This is a genomic window from Streptomyces sp. NPDC050560, from assembly GCF_044457285.1.
Lineage (GTDB): Bacteria > Actinomycetota > Actinomycetes > Streptomycetales > Streptomycetaceae > Streptomyces.
In genome coordinates, this window is the sequence record NZ_JBITGT010000021.1 from 20,216 (window position 1) to 41,450 (window position 21,235).

Genomic DNA, 21,235 nt, shown 5'->3' on the forward strand with positions numbered 1-21,235 from the left:
CATGCGCATTGTGGTTCTGGCAGGCGGCATCGGCGGGGCCCGATTTCTCCGCGGCCTCAAACGGGCGGCCCCGGACGCCGACATCACCGTCATCGGCAACACCGGGGACGACATCCACCTCTTCGGCCTGAAGGTCTGTCCCGACCTCGACACCGTCATGTACACCCTCGGCGGCGGGATCAACGAGGACCAGGGCTGGGGCAGGTCGGACGAGACGTTCCACCTCAAGGAGGAGTTGGCCGCGTACGGGGTCGAGCCGTCCTGGTTCGGCCTCGGCGACCGCGACATGGCCACCCATGTCGTGCGCACCCAGATGCTCGGCGCCGGCTATCCGCTGAGCGCCGTCACCGAGGCGCTGTGCGCGCGCTGGCGGCCCGGGGTGCGGCTCATCCCGATGACCGACGACCGGGTGGAGACCCACGTGGCGGTCACCCTGCCCGCAGCGGAGGGCGACGGGGGCGCGGGAGAGCGGCGCGCGATCCACTTCCAGGAGTACTGGGTGCGGCTGCGCGCCTCCGTGCCCGCGCACGCGGTCGTCCCCGTCGGCGCCGACCAGGCCAAGCCCGCGCCCGGCGTCCTTGAGGCCATCGCGGAGGCGGACGTGGTGCTGTTCCCGCCGTCCAACCCGGTCGTCAGCGTCGGCACCATCCTCGCGGTGCCAGGCGTCAGGGAGGCCATCGCGGAGGCGGGCGTGCCCGTCGTCGGGCTGTCCCCCATCGTCGGGGACGCGCCCGTGCGCGGGATGGCCGACAAGGTGCTCGCCGCGGTCGGCGTCGAGTCCACCGCCGCCGCCGTCGCGGAGCACTACGGCTCGGGGCTGCTCGACGGCTGGCTCGTCGACACCGTGGACACGGCCGCCGTCGCGCGCGTGGAGGAGGCGGGCATCCGCTGCCGCGCGGTGCCGCTGATGATGACCGACGTCGACGCCGCGGCCCGGATGGCGCGCGAGGCGCTCGCCCTCGCCGAGGAGGTGCGCCCGTGACGGAGCGGCCCTCGTACCGCGTCTGGGCGGTGCCCGGCATCCCCGAGGTGCGCCCCGGCGACGACATCGCCAAGCTGATCGCCGCCGCGGAGCCGGGGCTCCAGGACGGCGACGTCGTCGTGGTCACCTCGAAGATCGTCTCCAAGGCGGAGGGCCGCGCGGTCGCCGCCGACGACCGGGAGGCCGCCATCGACGCCGAGACGGTGCGCGTGGTGGCCCGCAGGGGCCCGCTGCGGATCGTGGAGAACCGCCAGGGCCTGGTGATGGCCGCCGCCGGGGTCGACGCGTCCAACACCCCGTCAGGGACCGTACTGCTGCTGCCGGAGGACCCCGACGCCTCCGCGCGGACGGTCCGCGAGGGGCTGCGCGCGATCCTCGGGACCGACGTCGGCGTGCTCGTCACCGACACCTTCGGGCGGCCCTGGCGCGCCGGGCTCACCGACGTCGCCATCGGCGCCGCGGGCGTACGCGTCCTCGACGACCTGCGCGGCGGCACCGACACCCACGGCAACTCCCTCCAGTCCACCGTGGTCGCGGCGGCCGACGAGATCGCCGCCGCCACCGACCTCGTCAAGGGCAAGGCGTCGGGGCTGCCGGTGGCGGTGGTGCGCGGGCTGCCCGCCGCCGTCGGCGAGGACGGGACGAGCGCGCGCGACCTGGTGCGGCCCGCGCGCGACGACATGTTCAGGCTCGGCACCTCGGAGGCGGTGCGGGAGGCCGTCGCACAGCGGCGCACGGTACGGGAGTTCACCGACGAGCCGGTCGACCCGGGCGCGATACGGCGCGCGGTCGCCGCCGCGGTCACCGCGCCCGCGCCGCACCACACGACGCCCTGGCGCTTCGTCCTGCTGGAGAGCGCCGCCGCGCGCACCCGGCTGCTCGACGCCATGCGGGACGCCTGGATCGCCGACCTGCGCGCCGACGGCAAGTCGGAGGAGTCCGTGGCCAGGCGGGTGCGCCGCGGCGACGTGCTGCGGGCGGCCCCGTACCTGGTCGTGCCCTGCCTCGTCATGGACGGCTCGCACCACTACGGCGACGCGCGCAGGGACACCGCGGAGCGTGAGATGTTCGTGGTCGCCACCGGCGCGGGGGTGCAGAACCTCCTGGTGGCGCTCGCCGCTGAGCGGCTCGGCTCGGCGTGGGTGTCGTCGACGATGTTCTGCCGCGACGTCGTACGGGAGGCGCTGGCGCTGCCCGCCGACTGGGACCCGATGGGCGCGGTGGCCGTCGGCCACCCGAGGCACCTGCCCGCCCCCCGCGCGGGGCGCGACGCCGGGGACTTCATCGAGACCCGCTGACCCCGCGAGACCCGCCGACCCCGCCGTACGCGCGCAGGGCCCACGACCACCAGGAACGGAAAGACCCCGTGGCAGGACGCTTCGCACCCCGGCCGGTCACCGGCGGGGTGCGCTCCTCCCCCGCCGCCGTGCCCGCACCGGCCGGGCCCGCGCGCCCGGTGGCGCGCACGCGCGCGTGGACGCCGCCTGGCCCGCTGGACCTCGGGCTCGTCCTGGGGCCGCTGCGGCGCGGCGGCGGCGACCCGACGTACCGGGCGGCGCCCGACGGCTCCGTGTGGCGCGCGAGCCGCACCCCGGAGGGCCCCGGCACCCTGCGGGTGGCGCTGCGCGGGGGCGCCGTGGAGGCGGCCGCCTGGGGTCCTGGCGCGGGGTGGCTGCTCGACGGGCTGCCGCGGCTGCTCGGCGAGGCCGACGAACCGGGCGCCTTCGCGCCCCGGCACCGTCTCGTGGCCCGCGCGCGGCACCGCAGCCCTGGGCTCCGCCTCACCCGCACCGGACTGGTGCTCGAAGCACTGATCCCCACCGTGCTCGAACAGAAGGTGACGACCGCGGAGGCGTACCGCGCGTGGCGGCGGCTGGTGCGCGCGTACGGCGAACCGGCGCCGGGGCCCGCGCCCGACGGCATGTGTGTGATGCCGGCGCCGCGCACCTGGGCGATGATCCCGTCCTGGGAGTGGCACAGGGCGGGCGTCGACGACAAGCGGGCGTCCACGGTGCTGCGGGCGGTGCGGGTCGCCGGGCGGCTTGAGGAGGCCGCCGGGATGGAGCCGGGCGCGGCCAGGGCGCGCCTGGAACTGGTGCCGGGGGTGGGGGTGTGGACCTCGGCCGAGGTGGTGCAGCGCAGCCACGGTGCGCCGGACGCGGTGACCGTCGGGGACCTCCATCTGCCCGGCATCGTCGGCTACGCGCTGGCCGGGGACCGGGACGCGGACGACGCGGAGATGCTGCGGCTGCTGGAGCCGTACGCGGGCCAGCGGCACAGGGCGGCGCGGCTGATCCTGCTCAGCGGGGTCTCCCCGGCCCGCAGGGCGCCCCGTATGCCGCGCACGGACATCGGGCTCCTGTAGCCGCGCGGTGGCCGCCGCTGGCCGGGAGGTCGTACGCGCGGGTACGCCAGGGGCCGTACGCGCGGGTACGGCGTTGTGGACCGTAACGCGCGCGTACGGGCGCCGGGACGGGGGCGGTTTTCGGCTACGGGGCCGGCACCAGCCGGACCGGGAGCCGCTTCAGGCCGCGTGAGCGCATCGAGTCGCGCCACGGCATCGCGTCGGCCGGTGCGGCGAGTGCGAGGCGGGGGAAGCGGCGCAGCAGGGCGGCGAGGGCGGTCTCGGTCTCGACGCGGGCGAGCGGGGCGCCGAGGCAGTAGTGCGGGCCGCGGCCGAGGGCGAGGTGGGAGCTGTCGGCGCGGCGCACGTCGAGGGTGTCGGGGTCGGTGAAGTGCTCGGGGTCGCGGTTGGCGGAGGCCAGCGACACCAGGACGGTGCCGCCCTTGGGCACGGTCACGTCGCCGATGGTGCAGTCCTCGGTGGCGAAGCGGCGGATCGCGACGGGCGCGGGGCCCTCGAAGCGCGCCAGTTCGTCGACGGCGCCCGGGATGAGGTCGGGCTGTTCGAGGAGGAGCGCGAGCTGGTCGGGGTGGGTCAGCAGGGTGAGGACGGCGTTGGCGATGAGCAGGGCGGTGTTCTCGAAGCCCGCGGTCAGCAACAGGAAGGCGAGGGAGGTCAGTTCGTCGCCGGTGAGGTGGTCCGCCGCCTCGTGGGCGGCGATCAGGTCGGAGAGGAGGTCGTCGCCGGGGGCCGCGCGCTTGGCGGCGATGAGCTGTCCGAAATACGCCCAGAGTCCGCCGACGGCCTGTTTGATCCCGTCGGGGTTCGTGGGGTCGGGGGCGACCATGGCCTCGGTCCAGCGCCGGAAGTCGGGGCGGTCCCCTTCGGGGACGCCGAGGATCTCGCAGATGACGACGGTGGGCAGCGGGGCCGCGTAGGTGGCGACGAGGTCGGTCACGGTCGGGTCGGCGAGATCCGGCTCCCCGGTTTCGGCCGGAACCGTACCCTCGCCGCCACCCTGGCGGGTGATGCCCGGCGCCCCGCCGCCGGTCGCGGCGAGTCGGCGCTCCACGGTGTCGAGGAGGGCGTCGGCGGCGCGCTGGACCGCCGGGCGCAGCCGCTCGGCGCGCGCGGGGGTGAACGCCTGGGCGGCCAGTCTGCGCACGCGCGCGTGGTCGTCGCCGTCCATGTTGAGGAGGTTGCGGTCGAGCGCGGGCGGCAGGTCGAAGCCGCGGTAGCCGTCGGCCGCATGCCGCTTGTCCAGCGAAAGCCTGGGGTCGGCCAGCGCACGCGCCACGTCCGCGTACCGGGTCACCAGCCAGGCGGGGGCGCCGCCCGGTGCGGAGACCGGGCAGACCGCGGACGACTCCCGCAGCCGTGCGTAGACGCCGTGCGGGTCGCGCGTCAGCTCCCGCGCGCTCACCCGGGATTCGTCGGTAGGAGCGTTCATGCGGCCACCCTAGGGGGCGCCCCGCCGCCTTTCCGTGCCCGTCACCCGGGCACGGAAAGACACCGGACACCGCCCGGCCCCTCCCCCGTAGGGGCCGAGCGGCCTGGTGGTATCCGCCGACGCCGCCCCCCGTTCGGCGTCGGCGGATACCACCGGGCTACTCGCCTCCGGCTACTGCGGGGCATGAAGCCCGGGGTGGTACCCCCGTTCCGCGGCGCGGGCCCGTCATCCCGCGCGCGGTCATGGCCGCCCGCGGCGGCCCGGCACCTCCCGTAACCGGTCGGGGGCCGTCGCGCGCCCCGGGGCGCCCGCGGTGGCGTGGGCGCCCGCGTATGCGGGACGCACAGTGGTCCGCGGCCCCGGCCGACCGCCCCGGCCGGGTGAGGACGGCAGGGCGCTGCGCCCGGCGACCCGGTCACTGCGTACCGTTCCGGCCATGGGCGCTCCCCCCTTCCCCGCTCGTCTCTCTCCGGGGCCGCGATCCACTTACCAACCCCCGGCATTGATTATATTCGCCAGCCCCAGCGTAGCGTCATCGACTTTGAGTCATTCAAGACCGGCCACACCCGCTCCCCAGCGGCGTCTGCTGCGATTAGAATCGATGGACGGCACAGGACCGGCCCGCGCGAGAGAATTTTCCCGGGAGATCGCCGACCCCTCAGGCGACACCCAGGTGACATCACAGGCGACAACGAAGGCGACGACAAGGCGACATGGATAACGGGGCCAACGGGGCCAACGGGAACAGCGACGCCGACGAGACCCAGGTGGCGGGCGAGACCGACGTGGCCGCCGCGGAGCGGTCCCGGATGATCGCCGCCAAGCTCGCCCGTCTCGTCGAGCGCGAGACCCGGGAGGCGGCGCGCCGGGGCGGACCCGCGCCGTCCCCGCGCTCCATCGCCGACCGGATCTGCGCGCTCGCGGGGCGGAAGGTCATCTCCAAGGACACGGTGCGCATCCTGCTCACGGGCCGCAAACCCACCGGGGAGCCCACGAATCCGACAGTCGACACCCTGGACTGGCTGGCCAAAGGGTTCGGAATCAAGAGCGGAGCGGCGTATTTTCTGGATGACGCCATCACGGAGCGGGTGGACGCACAGCTTGATCAGGTGAGTTCACTCGGTACGCTCACTCGGGAAGGCGTCACGCTGGCCATGCGCGCCTCCGGGCTCTCGGCCGACCACATGACCGTGGTCGACGCGCTGGTCACGCGTCTTCAGGAGATCGAGGCCGGTGCTCGCGACCGTGTCCGTGGCCCCGAGGGGTCCTCGGGCTCGGAAGCGGAGTGACGGACCCGATGAGCACGCCCCCCACGTCCATAAGCGACGCGCGGCCGCCGGGGTCGACGCTTCGTAGCTGTCCGAAAGAGCGGTTCGACCAGATGCCCGTGCCCCGTGGTCTGCGTAAGGAGGTCGAGCGCGTCCTCGCGCGGCTTCCGATCCCCACGCCGTTCACCGTGGACGGGTTCAGGGCGGCCCTTGAGGAGCAGCGCGGCCGCGAGATCGTCATGGAGGAGCTGCCCCGCCACCTCGGCAGGAACACACCCTGCGGGCTCTGGTTCGCGATGCCGAGCGTCGACGTGATCTTCAGCGAGGCCAACACCTCCCCGTACCACCGCGACCAGATCAGGCTGCACGAGCTGGGGCACCTGGTCCTCGACCACCGGCGGGCGCTGACCGCCGACATCGTCGGGCCGCTGCTGCCCGATCTGATGCCGGAGTTCGTCGCGGACCGGGTCGGCGACAGCGGGCCGCGGCCGATGGGCCGCACCAGCTACAACACCGAGGAGGAGGCGCAGGCCGAGGTGTTCGCGCGGGCCCTGAACCGCCTCCTGGCGCCCGACCAGCAGTACACGGACCCCACCGAGCGCCGCATCGCCAACAGCCTGAGGGCCCCGGCCGCGGGCAGACAGCGCTGGTGGCAGCAGTGATCCTGAGCCTCGTCGGCTACGCCACGGCGGCCGTGCTGTGGGCGGTGGCGATCTGGCGCGCGCCGTCCGTGCTGCGCGGCGGCGAGGCGTCGCGGTCGCTGACGGTCGCCCTTGCCGCCATAGCGCTGGCGTTCACGCTGCGCATCCCGCGCGTGATGCACCTCTTCGACGTGACCCTCGGCGTGCGGGACCTGTCGGTGCTGATCAAGCACGGCGCCACCGTCATATCGGCGTGCTTCCTGTTCGACTACGTCAACGCGCTGCACGGCAGGCGGCCGCGGATGGCCGGCCCGGTACGCGCGCGTTATCTGCCCGCGCTGCTGGCCACCGTGGCGATGCTGGTGATCTTCCTGGTGGCGCTGCCGCGCACCGAGGCGTCCGACCTGTTCCCGGTCGAGCACACGGTGGGCGCGGGCGACGTCGCGTACATGGCGGTCTTCTACGGGTACCTCGGGGTGTCGCTCGGGCTGTCGGGACACACCTTCTGGGTGCACCGCGGCAGCGGGCGCAACCGGCTGCGCCCCGCGGCGTTCTCGCTGACGGCGGGCTGTGTCGTCGGCTGCGTCTACACCGCCTACCGCGTGGTGATCGCCTTCGTCCGGCAGGTGCAGCACCGGCCGCCGCTCGGGGACGAGGCCGTCACCGTGGGGCTGACCAGCGTGGCGGTGCTGTTCATCGTGCTCGGGGTGGCGCTGCCGCCGTTGCAGTCGCTGCAGAAGCACCTGGACAACCGGCGGGCGGGCTGGGTCATCCACCAACTGTGGGCCGACCTCACCGACCTGTATCCCGGGGTGGTGCTCGGCACCCGGGAGAGCCGGGTGCGCAACCTGTTCACCGTGGGCAGCAGGGCCCGTGACGTCGTCGACGTGGTCATCGAGATCAGGGACGCCAGGCTCGTGCTCTTCGAGGCGACCCCCGCGGAGCTGTTCGCCACCGCGACCGCGACCGCGCGGGACGCGGGGCTGCGCGGCGAGGCGCTCGACGTCCACGCGGAGGCGGTGTGGCTGCACGCCGCGCTGCACCACGCGCGCGTGCACGGCGACGGCGGCGGGGACGCCGCGGCCCCGACGGCGCTTGAGACCCGCGAGGACGCCTCGCGCAACAGGACGCCGGACGAGGAGGTCGACTGGTTCCTGAAGGTCGCCCGCGCCTACAGCCGCCTCGGCCGCGTCTACCGCGACGCCCGCGACCGCGGACCCGGCTCCGGCTCGGGCGAGGACGGCGGCAACGCGGAGGCGGTCGGGGCCGTCCCGGGCGGCTGAGCATTCCGTACGGCCGCGTACGGCCCCGGCTTCGTACGGCCCCGCCTGGCACCCCGGGAGGCCACGGCCCCGTACGGCCCCGTGCGGCCTCGCCCGGCACCCGGGAGGCCCGGGGAGCACCCCCGGACCCGCCCGCGCCCCTGACGGCCGCTCAGACGGCCGCACGGCGGCTCCGCGCCGCTCGCGTCCCACCGGTGGCCGCCCCACCGGCCGTTGCCCCCGCCCGAGGCGCCGCTACGCGTCGGAGGAGAAGCGCACCGCGCCCGGCGGCAGGGCCGCGTCGCACCAGATCCTGATGCCCGCCCGCAGTTCGTTGTCCGCGCCGACGCTCGCGCGGTCGCCGACCACCGCCCCCGAGATCACCGTACGCGCGCCCACGCGCGCGTGGGCCCCGATGAGGGAGTCGGTGACGACGGCGCCCGGTTCCACGACCGCGCCGGAAAGCACCGTGCTGCCGGTGAGGCGGGCGCCCTCGCCGATCAGGGCGCGCTCGCCGATGACGGTGCCGCCGGTCAGCTTGGCGCCGGGGGCGACCTCGGCGGTGGGCAGCACGAGCCGGTCGCCGCAGCGCCCCGGCACCGCGGGCGAGGGCGCGCGGCCCAGCACCAGGTCGGCCGAGCCCCGTACGAACGCCTGGGGGGTGCCGAGGTCGAGCCAGTACGTGGCGTCGACCATCCCCTGGAGGTGGGCGCCCGCCGCCAGCAGCCCGGGGAAGACCTCGCGCTCCACCGATACCGGCCTGCCGCCGGGGATGGCGTCGACGAGCGAGCGGCGGAACACGTAGGCGCCCGCGTTGATCTGGTCGGTGACGATCTCCTCGGGCGCCGTGGGCTTCTCCAGGAACGCGGTCACCCGGCCATCGGCGTCGGTCGGCACGAGGCCGTACGCGCGCGGGTCGGCGACCCGGGTCAGGTGCAGTGATACGTCGGCGCCGCTCGCGGTGTGCGCGGCCACGAACGCCCGTATGTCGAGCCCGGTGAGGATGTCGCCGTTGAAGACGAGCACCGGGTCGCCCGGGGCCGAGCGCAGCAGGGAGGCGGCGTTGCGTATCGCGCCGCCGGTGCCCAGCGGCTCGTGCTCGGTGACGTACTCGATGTGCAGGCCGAGCGCCGCGCCGTCGCCGAAGTACGGCTCGAAGACGTCCGCGAGGTACGAGGTGGCCAGCACCACGTGGTCCACGCCCGCGGCGCTCGCGCGCGCCAACTGGTGTGCGAGGAACGGGACTCCGGCGGCGGGCACCATCGGCTTGGGGGTGTGGACGGTGAGCGGCCGCAGCCGGGTCCCCTTCCCGCCGACCAGCAGGATCGCTTCCGTCACCTGTCGTCTCCGCATCGTGGGGGCCGGGGGTGTCGTTCCATGGCGGGTCAGTGTATGCAGCGGCCGGGTAGCGCCCGCGCGCGCGTACGGGCGCCGGTGGAGCGGGAGTCGGCGGCGGGGGCGCGGCGGGCCGCGCGTAGGCTTGGGGTGTGACCGACAGCGACCGTACGCCCGCCGACCTGCTGCGATCCGAGTTCGCCCGGAACCCGGCCCGGCCCCTGGTGACCTTCTACGACGACGCCACGGGCGAGCGGGTCGAGTTGTCCGTGGCGACGTTCGCCAACTGGGTCAGCAAGACCGCCAACCTCCTCCAGGGCGACCTCGCGGCCGAGCCGGGCGACCGGCTCGCGCTGCTGCTTCCCGCGCACTGGCAGACCGCGGTCTGGCTGATCGCCGCCTCCGCGGTGGGCGTGGTCGCCGACGTGGGCGGCGATCCCGCGGCGGCCGACCTGGTGGTGAGCGGCCCCGACACCCTGGAGGCCGCCCGCGGCTGCCGCGGCGAGCGGATCGCGCTTGCGCTGCGGCCGCTCGGCGGGCGCTTCCCCGAGCCGCCCGGGGGCTTCATGGACTACGCGGCCGAGGTCCCGGGCCAGGGCGACCGCTTCGCGCCGCTCGTGCCGCCGGAGCCGACCGACGCGGCGCTGGTGGTGGCGGGCGCCGCGATGTCCGCGGCCGACGTCACGGAGCGGGCCCGCGCCGACGCCGCGCACCTCGGGCTGACGGGGCCCGGCTCGCGGCTGCTGTCCACGCGCGCGTACGACACCTGGGAGGGGCTGAGCGCGGGCCTGTACGCGCCGCTGGCGGCGGGCGCCTCCGTGGTGCTGGTACGCAACGCCGGTGCCGGTGCCGCCGACGGCGACGGGGCGGCGATGGCGAAGCGGGTCGAGGAGGAACGGGTCACGGCCACCGCGCGCTGAGGGGCGCGGGGACCGCGCGGGGCCGGTCGCGGGAGCCGGGGAAGCTGCGGGACGCCGCCCGCGCGTGAGGCGCCCGAGCCTCCCGCGCGCGAGGCCAGAACTTCCCGCGTGACCTGAATTCCCTCCGGGAATTCCCGAGCCTCCCGCGCGGGATACCGACCCCCCTGGCGGCTCCCCTCCCGCGCCCCCGAAGATCCGTACACGATGCACACAGGTCCTCACCTCCGCCGCACACAAGTGGTCGGCCCGCGTCCGCTCCGGGATGTGTGAGCGGGCCGTCCGAAAAGGGCCCCTCGGGGGCGCCGTGGCGGGCCCGGCGGGGGTGCGGGCCCGTGGGGGCGGGCCACGGCGGTGCTCCGCGGGGGCAGCGGGGGCGGGCTCGGAAGGGCACGTTCCCCTTCACGGCAGGTCCGCGCGGGGCTGCCCGCGAACCGGCGCCGCATGTTGCCCACGGGTAAAACACTGCCCAATGTGAACCGGCCCCGCCGAGATATGGGTTGGATTGCCCGGTTGTAGGGACGTGGAATTCGTCACCGGCGTCGCCCCACGCTGAACTGGGCGGATAGTGTGAGCGATCCGGTGCCCCGGTCATGCGGCGGCGCACCGCCTGTTGACTCACCGAGCGCCCCGGAGGGGGAGGGCGCCGCGTGGCCCCGACGGAGGATTCGAGCAATCGTGGACGCGCAAGGCCGTGGACGGGGGGACGAAGTCGACCCCGCGGACCAGTGGGTACTGAACCCGGAGACCGGCGAGTACGAGCTGCGCCTCGACCCTCCGGGCGGGCGGCCGACGCCACCGGGCCCCAGAGGGCCGCGCCCTCCGCGCGGCGCCCGTCCGCCGCAGGGCGCCCAGGGCCGCACGGGACCGCCGAGGCCGCGCACGGGAGAAGGCCCCCCGCCGGGCGCACGCCGGGCGCACGGCTCCCCCTCCGCGCCCCCGGGCGAGGACGAGACGGCGGCGCCCCCCAGGGTCCCCGGGCAGCGCAGGCGGCGGGTGAGCGAACCGCCGCCGCCGAGCAGGCGCCGCGGGAAGCAGAAGAAGTCCCGGGGCAAGCGGATACTGCTGTGGGGCAGCGGCGGTGTGGCGTTCGTGGTGGTGGTCGCCGCGGTCGGCGGCTACCTCTACTACCAGCACCTCAACAACAACATCGACACCACCGATGTCGCGGGCGCGGGCAGCCAGGGCTTCAACAAGGACTCCGCGTTCAACGTCCTGTTGATCGGCACCGACAAGCGCACCGGCAAGGGCAACGAGGGCTACGGTGACGCGGGTAGCGTCGGCCACGCGGACACCAACATCCTGCTGCACGTGGCGAAGGACCGTTCCAACGCCACCGCGATGAGCATCCCGCGCGACCTGGTCACGAGCATCCCGGACTGCAAGACGAAGCAGAAGGACGGCTCCGAGAAGATCATCCCCGGCACCCCGCACACCGACGCCGCGCCCAGCGAGCCCCGCTTCAACACCAGTCTCGGCCAGGACGGCCGCGACCCGGGCTGCACGATGCGCACGGTCGAGGCGATGACCGGCATCCACGTCGACCACTTCATGATGGCCGACTTCAACGCGGTGAAGACGCTGACCACGGCCGTGGGCGGGGTCGACATCTGCGTCGGCAAGCCGATAGACGACCCCAAGTCGCATCTCCACCTGCCGAAGGGCACCAGCACCATCAAGGGCGAGCAGGCCCTCGCGTTCGTCAGGACCCGGCACAGCTTCGGCAACGAGGGCGACCTCGACCGCATCAAGGTGCAGCAGCAGTTCCTGAGCGCGCTGGTGCGGAAGATGAAGTCCAACGACACGCTCTTCAGCCCCGGCAAGATGCTCGACCTGGCGGAGGCGGCCACCAAGGCGCTCACCGTCGACACCGGCATCGGCAGCATCAACAAGCTCAAGGACGTCGCCCTTGAGATCAAGAAGGTGAACCCGAAGAACATCACGTTCACCACGCTGCCGGTGGTGGACAACCCGGCCGAGGGCAACAACCGGGTCACCGTCGTCATGAACAAGACCGAGGCCGACCCGGTCCTCTCGATGATAAAGAACGATGTCTCGCTCACGGACGCCAAGGAGAAGGAGTCCGCGGAGAAGGACAAGGAGAACGCGCGGCTCAAGGGCAGCAAGTCCGACCCGGCCGACGTCAGGGTCGACATCTACAACGGCGGCGCGGACGCGGGCGCGGCGCAGCAGACGCTGGCCTGGCTCCAGAACAACCACGGCATGGGCAAGGCGAGCCAGCTCGGCAACGCGGACGCGACGCTGGACAAGACCACGCTGGAGTACTCCCCCGACCAGGCGGACCAGGCCCGTGAGCTGGCCGACGTGATGGGGCTCCCGGGCAGCGCGATGAAGCCCGGCAAGAGCGAGACGAACGACCAGGGACTGCCGGCGATGATCCTCACGCTCGGCAAGGACTTCAAGGGCGCCGGGGTGCCCATCGTGCCGCCGAAGAAGGCCCCGAAGGATATCCAGCGCGTTTCGGGGGACAAGAAAGTCTGCTCGACGTAACCCTTTTGGGGGATTGCGCGTCTAACCGGGCGAAGTGGCGGGGGCCGTGGGCCCGGTGAGTTCGTGGGGTGGGAGGGGCGGAGCATGAGGCAGGGCAGTGTGCGTGGGGAGGGAGCCGGCCGGGGGGTGCGACGCCCCGAGGACAGCGGCTGGGACGACAGCCTCTACGACGACAGCGACGACAGCGACGACAGCGGGGACGGCGCGAACGGCGCGGGCCCGGCGGAGGGCTCCGCTGACACCGCGCGGGACGGCGCGGGCGACGGCGGCGACGGCGCGGCCACCGCGCGCGACAGACCTGGCGGCCGCGGACGGCGGGTGCTGCGCTGGTCGGCGACGGTGCTCGCGGTGCTGATACTCGGCACCGCCGGCGCGGGCTACCTCTACTACCAGCACCTGAACAACAACATCCACACCGACGACCTCAACCTCGGCGACCACAAGGCCCCCGCCCCCGAGCCGAACGCCGCGGGCCAGACCCCGTTGAATATCCTGCTGATCGGCTCCGACGCGCGTGACAGCAAGGAGAACCAGAAGCTCGGGGGCGCGAAGGACACCTTCGGCGGGGCGCCGCGCGCGGACGTCCAGATGCTGCTGCACCTGTCCGCGGACCGCAGCAACATGTCAGTGATCAGCATGCCCCGCGACACCCTGGTGAACATCCCCAAGTGCACCGACCCGGACAGCGGCAAGGCGTATCCGGCGACGACGGGGCGCGCGATGACCAACGAGACCCTGGGCCGCGGCGGGCCAGGATGCACGGTGGCCACCTGGGAGCAGCTCACCGGCATCCACGTCGACCACTTCATGATGGTCGACTTCGCGGGCGTGGTGTCCATGGCCGACGCGGTCGGCGGGGTGCCGGTCTGCGTCGACGCGAACATCTACTCCAAGGACAGCGCGGGCCACGGCTCGGGCCTCAAGCTGACCAAGGGCACCCACTCGGTGAAGGGCGAGCAGGCGCTCGCCTGGCTGCGCACCCGCTACGGCTTCGAGGACAACACCGACATCGGGCGCACCAAGGCGCAGCACCAGTACATGAACTCGCTGGCGCGCCAACTGCGGGAGAACGCGACCCTGAGCAGCCCGGGCAAGCTGCGCGGCCTCGCCGAGACGGCCACGAAGGCACTGCGGGTCGACAACGGGCTCGGCAGCGTGAAGAAGCTGTACGACCTCAGCAACGAGCTGCGGAAGGTGTCGCCGAAGCGGATCACCATGACCACCATGCCGTGGCAGTGGGCGCCGTCCGACCCCAACAGGGTGGAGCCCAAGCCGGGCGACGCCGAGCAGTTGTTCCGGCTGGTGCGCGAGGACATCTCGCTCGACGGAAAGGACAAGCAGGACGGCGACGACGGGAAGCCCGCGTCGAAGACGCCCGCGCCCCCGGCGGACCCGGACGGCGAGATTCCGGTGACGGTGCAGAACGGCACCCGCACCGAGCAGTACGCGCCGGCCTCGGGGCGGGCAGGCGAGGTGGTGTCGCTGCTCGCGGCCAAGGGCCTCACCCGGGCCTCGGCCGACCAGTCGGTGACGCTGTCAGCCGAGCGCACCGAGGTCCACTACGCGGGCGACGGGATGCGCGGCGACGCGCTCCGGGTGGCCGGGGCCCTCGGCATCCCGTCGAGCGCGGTACACGCCTCGGCGGAGGGCTCGTCGGACGCCGGTGACGGGGTCACGCTCGTCGTTGGCTCCGACTGGCGTACGGGGGACACGTTCCCGAAGCAGAAGCAGAACGGGGAGGACGGGGAGAACGGGGAGAACGGGGAGAAGGACAACACCACCCCGGACTCGGCGGACGTGCTCAACGGCGCCAAGAAGGCGTGCATGCACGTCAATCCGTCGTACACGTTCTGAGGCGTCCGCGTCCGCGTCGGCTCGCGCGGCGGGGCCGACGGGGCGTGACGGGGGCGCCGCGCGCCCCTGCGGCCGCCCGGGGCGCAGGGGGCGTTGCACAGCCCCGGGGGCGGATGAGGGCTGCGTAGTCCCGAGGGCGGATGAGGGCCTTGCCCGGCCCCGCGGGCGGCGGTGGTCGGGTGGTGGCTCTCGGGTGCCGGGGCGGGTGCCCATGGCCCGTCGCGTTACCGCGTACGGGGGACACGGGCGCGCGCCGCGGGGGCGTATCGGGCGGTCCGCAATTCGTATCGCCGTACTGTTCTGGACTGTTCTGGCGATCGCCCGACCGCAGCCCCCACCAACGCCCCCGACCGCGCAGGAGTTCCCCGTGCCCGTACCGCCCCGTCCGCCCGCCGGCGCCGCGCCCCGGCGCCCCCGCACGCCGCCGAGGCAGCGGCGCGGGCGGCCGGGGCGGCGCCGCTGGGGCAAGCGGACGGTGACCGCCTTCTCGGTGGCGGTGCTCGCGGCGGCCGGTATCGGGCACGCCGTGGTCACCACCATCGACCAGGGCATCGAACGGGTCGACGCGTTCAAGGACATGAAGAACCGGCCCTCGCAGGGCCACGGCATCAATCTACTGCTGGTCGGCACCGACGGCCGCGACAAGATCACCGAGAAGGAGCGGCGCCGGTACCGGCTCGGCGGCGCGCCCTGCCACTGCACGGACACCCTGATGGTCGTGCACGTCTCCGGCGACCGTAAGCGGGTGAGCGTGGTGAGCCTGCCGCGGGACTCGTACGCGACGCTGCCGCCGCACCACGACCGGATCTCCGGCAAGGACCACCACGCGCACCCGGCGAAGCTCAACGCCGCTTACGCGGAGGGCGGGCCGCAGCTCACGGTGCGCACGGTCGAGAAGATGTCCCATCTGAAGATCGACCACTATATGGAGGTCGACTTCGTCAGCTTCATGAAGACGGTCGACGTGCTCGGCGGTGTCGACATCTGCACCACCCGCCCCCTCAAGGACTCGTACACGGGTCTGAACCTGCCCGCGGGCAGGCACCGGCTCGGCGGCGGGCAGGCGCTCCAGTTCGTGCGCTCGCGGCATGTGGACGGCACGGCCGACCTGGGGCGGATGCAGCGCCAGCAGCGGTTCATGGCGGCGCTCGTGGCGGAGGCAACCTCGTCGGGGGTGCTGCTGAACCCGGTGAAGTTCCGGAACGTGGCGCACACCGTGCTCGGCTCGGTCCGCGCCGACAAGGGCTTCGACGCGGACGAGATGGTGGACCTCGGGCAGGCGATGCGGAATGTGTCGCTGAAGTCGTCGGAGTTCACCACGGTGCCGATCGACGACGCGGGGCACACGGTGAAGGGCATCGGGTCGACCGTGAAGTGGGACCCGGTGAAGTCGAAGGCGATCTTCGACGCGCTGCGCGCCGACCGCCCGCTGGCCGCGCCGCACGCCGCGCCCCGCGCGAAGAAGGTGGACGTGGCGCCGGGGCAGATCCGGGTGCAGGTGGAGAACGGCACGGCGACCGCGGGCCTCGGGGATCGGGTGGACGGCGCGCTGCGGGCCACCGGCTTCGCCACCACGGGCAGCCCGAAGAACGCGCACGACCGCGACACCGGGCGCACCGTCGTCGCCTACGACCCGCGCTGGGACCGCTCGGCGAAGTCGCTGGCCGCGGCGCTGCCGGGCAGCGAGCTGCGCGCGGTCAAGGGCCAGGGCCCGGTGCTGCGGGTGATCGCGGGCGCCGACTTCCGCAAGGTGGAACGGGTACGCGCCGCCGACCCCGTCAACGTCCGCAGGCCCCCGGCGGTGACCGGCGACGAGGTCTCCTGCGACTGACCCTGCGGGGCGGCCGGGGAAAGTGCGGGAATGGGGCATTCCAGTCCGTCGTGCGCGCGCTTTGCATCAGCTCTGCAACAGCCCGACCTGGAATTCCGTATCGCGCTCCCGCCCGCCCGAGGCGACCCGGCACACTGGGCCGTATGAGCGATTGGCCCGACGAGCACGGCCAGGACGGTTACGGACGCGGCAGCGCGAACCCTCAGCCCGAGGGCGCAAGAGCCATGCGTCGCATCCAGCGCGGCTCATCGGCGCCGCCCCGTCCCGGCGTCCCCCCGCAGTCCTCATACGGTTACGGCCCCCAGGGCGACCGTCCCGCGGAGGGCTACGACAGCGGATACAACACAGGACAGGTGTACGGCGGCGGCAACCAGGGCGGCGGGGATGGCGCCACGGCGAGACCAAGACGCCCCGCGAACTGGCGCAAGAGGATCACCGTGGGCCTGATCATCGTGGTCGCCGTGGTGCTGATCGCGGGCGTCAGCACGTACTTCTGGGCGGACTCCAAGCTGCGCCGCGAGGTGGACCTGTCGAAGGTGATCGACAGGCCCTCGGGGGGCAAGGGCACCAACTACCTCATCGTCGGCTCGGACAGCCGCGAGGGGATGTCCGACGAGGAGAAGAAGGAGCTGCACACCGGTTCTGCGGAGGGCAAGCGCACGGACTCGATGATGATCCTGCACGTCGGTGACAACGGGAACACGATGATCTCGCTCCCGCGCGACTCCGATGTCGAGATCCCCACCTTCAAGGGCTCCGACTCCGGCAAGACCTACCCCGGCACCGGCCGCCACACCAAGCTGAACGCGGCCTACGCGGAGGACGGCCCCGAGCTGCTGGTGCGCACCGTCGAGTACAACACCGGGCTGCGCATCGACCACTACGCGGAGATCGGCTTCGGCGGCTTCGCGAAGATCGTGGACGCGGTCGGCGGCGTGGAGATGGACCTGGACAAGGGCTTCAAGGACAAGTGGTCGGGCGCCGACTTCAAGGCCGGCAAGCAGAAGCTCAACGGGCAGCAGGCGCTGGCGTTCGTACGGACCAGGCACGCGTTCGCGGCCAGTGACCTGGAGCGGACGAAGAACCAGCAGAAGTTCCTCGCGGCGCTCGCCCACCAGACGGCGACCCCGTCGACCGTGCTGAACCCGTTCAAGCTGTACCCGGTGATGGGCGCGGGGCTCGACTCGCTCGTCGTCGACAAGGACATGTCGCTGTGGAACGTGGCGTCGATGTTCTGGGCGATGAAGGGCGTCAACAGCGGCGACGGCACGTCGATGAACATGCCGACGAACGGTTCGAGCGGCGGCAACCTGCTCTGGGACAAGACGAAGGTCAAGCAGCTCGTGAGCGAGCTGAAGAACGACGAGAAGGTCACGGTCGCCTCGGACTGACGGCGGGGCGAAGGGCCGAAGAGGGGGCGGGCGCCGCGAGCGCCCGCCCCCTTCGCGCGCCAGGCCCGCGCGCCGGATCGCACCCGGCCCGCACGCCGGGCTCCCCGCCCGTTCCCGCCCTCACGCCAGATAGTGCCGGGCCACCGTCTCGTTGTACTTCTCGAACATCGCGCCCAGTGTCGCCAGGTCCTCCGCGTCCCAGTCCGCGAGCAGTTCGGCGAAGCTCTCCGTGCGCCGCTCCCGTACCAGCCCCGCGCGCGCAAGGCCCTCGGGGCGCGGGGTGACGATGCCGCGGCGGCGGTCGGCCGGGTCGGCCTCCCGCTCCACGAGGCCCCGGCGGCGCATCGCCGCGACCTGGCGGCCCGCGGTGGAGGGGTCGAGGCCGAGCGTCGAGGCGAGCGAGTTGATGTCCATGGGGCCGTGGTCGGCGAGGGTGCTCAGCAGCAGGTACTCGGCGCGGTCCAGCTCTTCATGGACGTCGCTGCGCCGGTAGAGCAGCTCGAAGTTCCTGTTCAGCACCGCCGTCTGGCGCTCGATCGCGGCCACGTGCCCGGCGCGCCCGCCCGCCGCGCCGTCCCGGGTCTCCGCGCGCTCCGCCCGGGGCGCGTCGCCCTCCGCGGTGGCCGTCGCAGCCGTCGTCATGCCTCACCGCCATTACCGGTACGATACCTGCTATTATTTGTATAATACAAGCAAAGAGGTGTCCCGAGCCGCCCACGAGGCGCCCGGGCCAGGGTCACTCCGGTACCACCGGTCGGAAGGAGCTGCGTGACCGCGCGCGTCAGGGGCAGGCTGTCGGAACTACGTGATCGCGTCATCGGCTCGGACCCGGGCCTCAACCGGCTGAGGCAGGCCGTCTCCGCGGGCGTCGCCATGGCCGGTGCCATGGCCGTCGAGTACGGCTTCGCGCACGCCACCCGCGCGGACGCGCAGGGCACTATGGTCGCGATGATGCTCGGCACCATCATCGCCATGATGGGCTCCATGGCCCTCGCGGTCTCCGGGGTCTGGCTCAAGATTCGTACCGCCGTCTTCTTCCCCGTCGCCATCGGTCTCGGGCTCGTCCTCGGGGTCACCGTAGCGGGCAGCACGGCCACGATGCTCGGGGTGTTCGTCGTCGTGATGTTCGCGGCGGTCTTCGTGCGCCGCTTCGGGCCCGCGTTCTTCTTCTACGGGTTCATGGCGTGGATGGGCTACTTCTTCGCCGCGTTCCTCCACCCCACGATGGACCAACTGCCCAGCCTGGTGGCGGCGGTCGGGGTCGGCACGGCGTGGGTGCTGCTGCTGTCGCTCACGGTGCTGCGCACCAACCCGAGGCGCACCCTGCGGCGTATCCAGGCCGCGTTCGGCGCCAGGTCGCGCGCGGTGGCGAGGACCTGCGCCGACCTGCTGACCGCGGAGGACGACGCGCGCCGCGCGCGGCTGCGCCGCAGGCTGCACGCGCGCCAACTGCGGCTCGCCGAGACCGCGTTGATGATCGAGGGCTGGTCGGCCGAGCCGGGGGCGCTGCCGGTGGGCTGGTCGGGGCCCGCGCTGCGGCGCAGGCTGCTCGACGCGCAGTTGGCGGTGGACGCGCTGGCGCTGGCCGCGGACAGCCTCGCCGCGGCGGGCGGCTCCACCGTCTCCGTCGCCGCCAGGATCGCCGACCATCTCGCCCGCCGCGAGTACGACGCCGTGCGGCGCACCGCGGCCCCGCTGCTGCGGCTCGCGCTGGCAGGACCGGGGACCGGCACCGCCGCCGGGCACGCCGCGCCCGCCTCCGCGCCGCGCCCGGTGACCGCCCTGGCGGGCCGGGGCGCGCCCGCGCACGGACCGGTGGCCGCGGGCCGCGGCGCCGCGGTGCCGGAACCGGTGGTGGCGGGCGGCCCGCACATGTCGGCGCACCAGGTGGCCGCGGCGGCCGTGGAGTACGTGGACCTGGCGGCGCAGGCCGGGACGCCGCCGGAGACGGACGCCGCGGAAGACAGCTACGAGCCCGCGGTCACCCTGGCGATGGGCAATCTGCCGGGGTCGTTCGCGGTGGCCAAGGACGTGGCGGCGCGCGGCGGCCGGTGGAACCCGCTGAGCAGGAGCGGCCTCGTCACCCGGCAGGCGGTGCAGGCGGCGGTGGCGGGCGGCATCGCCATCGTCATCGGGCGGGCGATATCCGAGCAGCGCTACTACTGGGCGGTGATCGCCGCGTTCATCGCCTTCACCGGCACCGCGACCCGCTCCGAGACGTTCATCAAGGCGTCCAACCGCGTCATCGGCACCCTGGTCGGCCTCTTCGCGGGCGTCGGCCTCGCCCATGTGACGGCGGGTCACACGCTGACCGTGCTCGGGGTGATCGTGGCCAGCATGGCGTGCGGCTTCTACCTGGTGCAGATCTCGTACGCCTACATGATCTTCTTCGTGACCATCATGGTGTCGCAGCTCTACGTGGTGCTGAACGAGTTCTCGACCGAGCTGCTCGTACTGCGCCTTGAGGAGACCGCGGCGGGCGCGGCGGTGGGCATCGTGGTGGCGCTGGTGATGCTGCCGACGTACACGAGGGACGCGGTGGGCAGCGCGAGGAGCGAGTTCTTCGCCACCCTCCAGGCCCTGCTGACCAGAGTTGCGGTCCATCTGGAGGGCCCGGCGGCGGTGCCGGTCACAGGACCGCGGGCGACCGCGGCCGCGGCGGCGGGCTCGGCGCCCGGGGCGGTACGGGCGGGCGGCGCGGGGGCGCGGGGCGCGCAGGGGGGCGGTGCGGCGGGGGCCGGGACGGCGTGGGCGGACAGCCCGTGGGCGAACGACCCCTGGGTGTCCACCGCGGCCCTGGACGGCACGGCGGCCCTGAACGGTCCGGCCCTGGACGGCGTCCCCCTGGACAAGCCGCGCCCGGACGGTCTTGACGCCCTGGACGGCCTGAACCGCATGGACGACCTGGACGGTGTGGACGGCGCGGGTCTCGACACCCTGGGCGCGGAGGAGGAGCCGGAGCGTGACCTGGACGCGCTGGCCCGCGCGCTCGACCACCAGTTGCGCGGTCTCGCCCTGGTGGCACGCCCCCTGACCCGCCCGCTGTCCTGGGGCAACGACCCGCGTCTGGTACGGCACCGGCTCACGCTGTACGCGGCGGCGGCGCGGCAGGCGAGGGCGGCGGCGCTGGCACCGCGCCGGGTGCCCGCGGGCTGCGGGGAGGCGGTCGGCCCCGCGTCGGCGGCCCGCGAACTGGCGGCGGCCGCGGGGGACATCGGCGCCCACTGGAACCGCTCGGCACAGCCGCCGAGCTCCGTACGCCGCCGGCTCGCGGCGGCGGAGACGGCGCTGATGGCGGACCCGCCCTGCCGCTCCGCGCCCCCCTCCGCCCTCACCCTCCCCCTGGTCCATCTGCGCCAGTTGCTGATGGAACTGGCCACACCCCAGGCACCCCCGACCCGCGCGGCACACGCGCGGGTCACACCCCGGGTGCCGTGAGGACAGCCGGG

Annotated in this window: 15 protein-coding genes; 12 read left to right on the forward strand and 3 right to left on the reverse strand. The window is 73.7% G+C overall.

The window, feature by feature from the left end; translation table 11 throughout:
• The first annotated feature begins 1 nt into the window (after window position 1).
• The 3 genes from cofD (at window position 2) to ACIBIW_RS33735 (ending at window position 3,347) form a co-directional block, all read left to right on the forward strand.
• Window positions 2-982 carry a 2-phospho-L-lactate transferase gene (gene cofD, locus ACIBIW_RS33725; RefSeq protein ID WP_399341861.1) on the forward strand — a complete coding sequence of 327 codons (981 nt, stop codon included), beginning with the start codon at window positions 2-4 and terminating at the stop codon, window positions 980-982.
• Window positions 979-2,280, forward strand: coding sequence for a coenzyme F420-0:L-glutamate ligase (locus ACIBIW_RS33730; RefSeq protein WP_399341863.1), 1,302 nt, complete (start codon window positions 979-981; stop codon window positions 2,278-2,280). The genes cofD and ACIBIW_RS33730 overlap by 4 nt, the downstream gene beginning before the upstream one ends.
• Before the next feature lie 68 nt (window positions 2,281-2,348).
• Window positions 2,349-3,347: a DNA-3-methyladenine glycosylase family protein gene (locus tag ACIBIW_RS33735; protein WP_399341866.1), complete on the forward strand. Its 999-nt coding sequence runs from the start codon at window positions 2,349-2,351 to the stop codon at window positions 3,345-3,347.
• A 124-nt stretch (window positions 3,348-3,471) separates the two neighbouring features.
• Here ACIBIW_RS33735 and ACIBIW_RS33740 read toward each other — a convergent pair whose 3' ends face one another.
• Window positions 3,472-4,776, reverse strand: coding sequence for a cytochrome P450 (locus ACIBIW_RS33740; protein WP_399341868.1), 1,305 nt, complete (start codon window positions 4,774-4,776; stop codon window positions 3,472-3,474).
• Between the two features lie 713 nt (window positions 4,777-5,489).
• On the opposite strand from ACIBIW_RS33740, the gene ACIBIW_RS33745 reads away from it, so the two are divergent.
• From ACIBIW_RS33745 to ACIBIW_RS33755, 3 genes are all read left to right on the forward strand, one after another.
• Window positions 5,490-6,065, forward strand: a complete 576-nt coding sequence (locus ACIBIW_RS33745; protein WP_399341870.1) for a hypothetical protein — start codon at window positions 5,490-5,492, stop codon at window positions 6,063-6,065.
• A 92-nt stretch (window positions 6,066-6,157) separates the two neighbouring features.
• The gene (locus ACIBIW_RS33750) at window positions 6,158-6,706 is read left to right on the forward strand and encodes a regulator component (RefSeq protein WP_399341871.1); all 549 of its coding nucleotides are present in this window, start codon (window positions 6,158-6,160) and stop codon (window positions 6,704-6,706) included.
• The gene (locus ACIBIW_RS33755; RefSeq protein ID WP_399341873.1) at window positions 6,694-7,968 is read left to right on the forward strand and encodes an MAB_1171c family putative transporter; all 1,275 of its coding nucleotides are present in this window, start codon (window positions 6,694-6,696) and stop codon (window positions 7,966-7,968) included. Before ACIBIW_RS33750 ends, ACIBIW_RS33755 begins: the two co-directional genes overlap by 13 nt.
• Before the next feature lie 234 nt (window positions 7,969-8,202).
• On the opposite strand, the gene ACIBIW_RS33760 is transcribed toward ACIBIW_RS33755, so the two are convergent.
• Window positions 8,203-9,285 (reverse strand): sugar phosphate nucleotidyltransferase, encoded by a 1,083-nt coding sequence (locus tag ACIBIW_RS33760; RefSeq protein ID WP_399341875.1) that lies wholly within the window; start codon window positions 9,283-9,285, stop codon window positions 8,203-8,205.
• Window positions 9,286-9,434: 149 nt separating this feature from the next.
• Here ACIBIW_RS33760 and ACIBIW_RS33765 point away from each other — a divergent pair, with 149 nt between their 5' ends.
• From ACIBIW_RS33765 to ACIBIW_RS33785, 5 genes are all read left to right on the forward strand, one after another.
• Window positions 9,435-10,202 carry a TIGR03089 family protein gene (locus tag ACIBIW_RS33765; protein ID WP_399341876.1) on the forward strand — a complete coding sequence of 256 codons (768 nt, stop codon included), beginning with the start codon at window positions 9,435-9,437 and terminating at the stop codon, window positions 10,200-10,202.
• A gap of 675 nt (window positions 10,203-10,877) precedes the next feature.
• Complete coding sequence (locus ACIBIW_RS33770) at window positions 10,878-12,710, forward strand: LCP family protein (protein ID WP_399341877.1); 1,833 nt, start codon at window positions 10,878-10,880, stop codon at window positions 12,708-12,710.
• Between the two features lie 84 nt (window positions 12,711-12,794).
• The gene (locus ACIBIW_RS33775; protein WP_399341879.1) at window positions 12,795-14,564 is read left to right on the forward strand and encodes an LCP family protein; all 1,770 of its coding nucleotides are present in this window, start codon (window positions 12,795-12,797) and stop codon (window positions 14,562-14,564) included.
• Between the two features lie 367 nt (window positions 14,565-14,931).
• On the forward strand, window positions 14,932-16,395 hold the full coding sequence (locus tag ACIBIW_RS33780) for an LCP family protein (RefSeq protein ID WP_399341881.1): 1,464 nt from the start codon (window positions 14,932-14,934) through the stop codon (window positions 16,393-16,395).
• A 143-nt stretch (window positions 16,396-16,538) separates the two neighbouring features.
• Window positions 16,539-17,786 (forward strand): LCP family protein, encoded by a 1,248-nt coding sequence (locus tag ACIBIW_RS33785; protein ID WP_399341882.1) that lies wholly within the window; start codon window positions 16,539-16,541, stop codon window positions 17,784-17,786.
• A gap of 120 nt (window positions 17,787-17,906) precedes the next feature.
• Here ACIBIW_RS33785 and ACIBIW_RS33790 read toward each other — a convergent pair whose 3' ends face one another.
• A complete protein-coding gene (locus ACIBIW_RS33790; RefSeq protein ID WP_399341883.1) occupies window positions 17,907-18,428 on the reverse strand; it encodes a MarR family winged helix-turn-helix transcriptional regulator in 522 nt (173 codons plus the stop codon).
• 126 nt (window positions 18,429-18,554) lie between these two features.
• Here ACIBIW_RS33790 and ACIBIW_RS33795 point away from each other — a divergent pair, with 126 nt between their 5' ends.
• Complete coding sequence (locus tag ACIBIW_RS33795; RefSeq protein WP_399341885.1) at window positions 18,555-21,224, forward strand: FUSC family protein; 2,670 nt, start codon at window positions 18,555-18,557, stop codon at window positions 21,222-21,224.
• Window positions 21,225-21,235: the final 11 nt, after the last annotated feature.

Bases quoted from the DNA above. Each gene is read 5' to 3' on its own strand.
- cofD (WP_399341861.1), top strand. From the start codon at position 2: ATGCGCATTGTGGTTCTGGCAGGCGGCATCGGCGGGGCCCGATTTCTC.
- ACIBIW_RS33740 (WP_399341868.1), bottom strand. From the start codon at position 4,776: ATGAACGCTCCTACCGACGAATCCCGGGTGAGCGCGCGGGAGCTGACG.
- ACIBIW_RS33745 (WP_399341870.1), top strand. From the start codon at position 5,490: ATGGATAACGGGGCCAACGGGGCCAACGGGAACAGCGACGCCGACGAG.
- ACIBIW_RS33750 (WP_399341871.1), top strand. From the start codon at position 6,158: ATGCCCGTGCCCCGTGGTCTGCGTAAGGAGGTCGAGCGCGTCCTCGCG.
- ACIBIW_RS33775 (WP_399341879.1), top strand. From the start codon at position 12,795: ATGAGGCAGGGCAGTGTGCGTGGGGAGGGAGCCGGCCGGGGGGTGCGA.
- ACIBIW_RS33785 (WP_399341882.1), top strand. From the start codon at position 16,539: ATGAGCGATTGGCCCGACGAGCACGGCCAGGACGGTTACGGACGCGGC.
- ACIBIW_RS33790 (WP_399341883.1), bottom strand. From the start codon at position 18,428: ATGACGACGGCTGCGACGGCCACCGCGGAGGGCGACGCGCCCCGGGCG.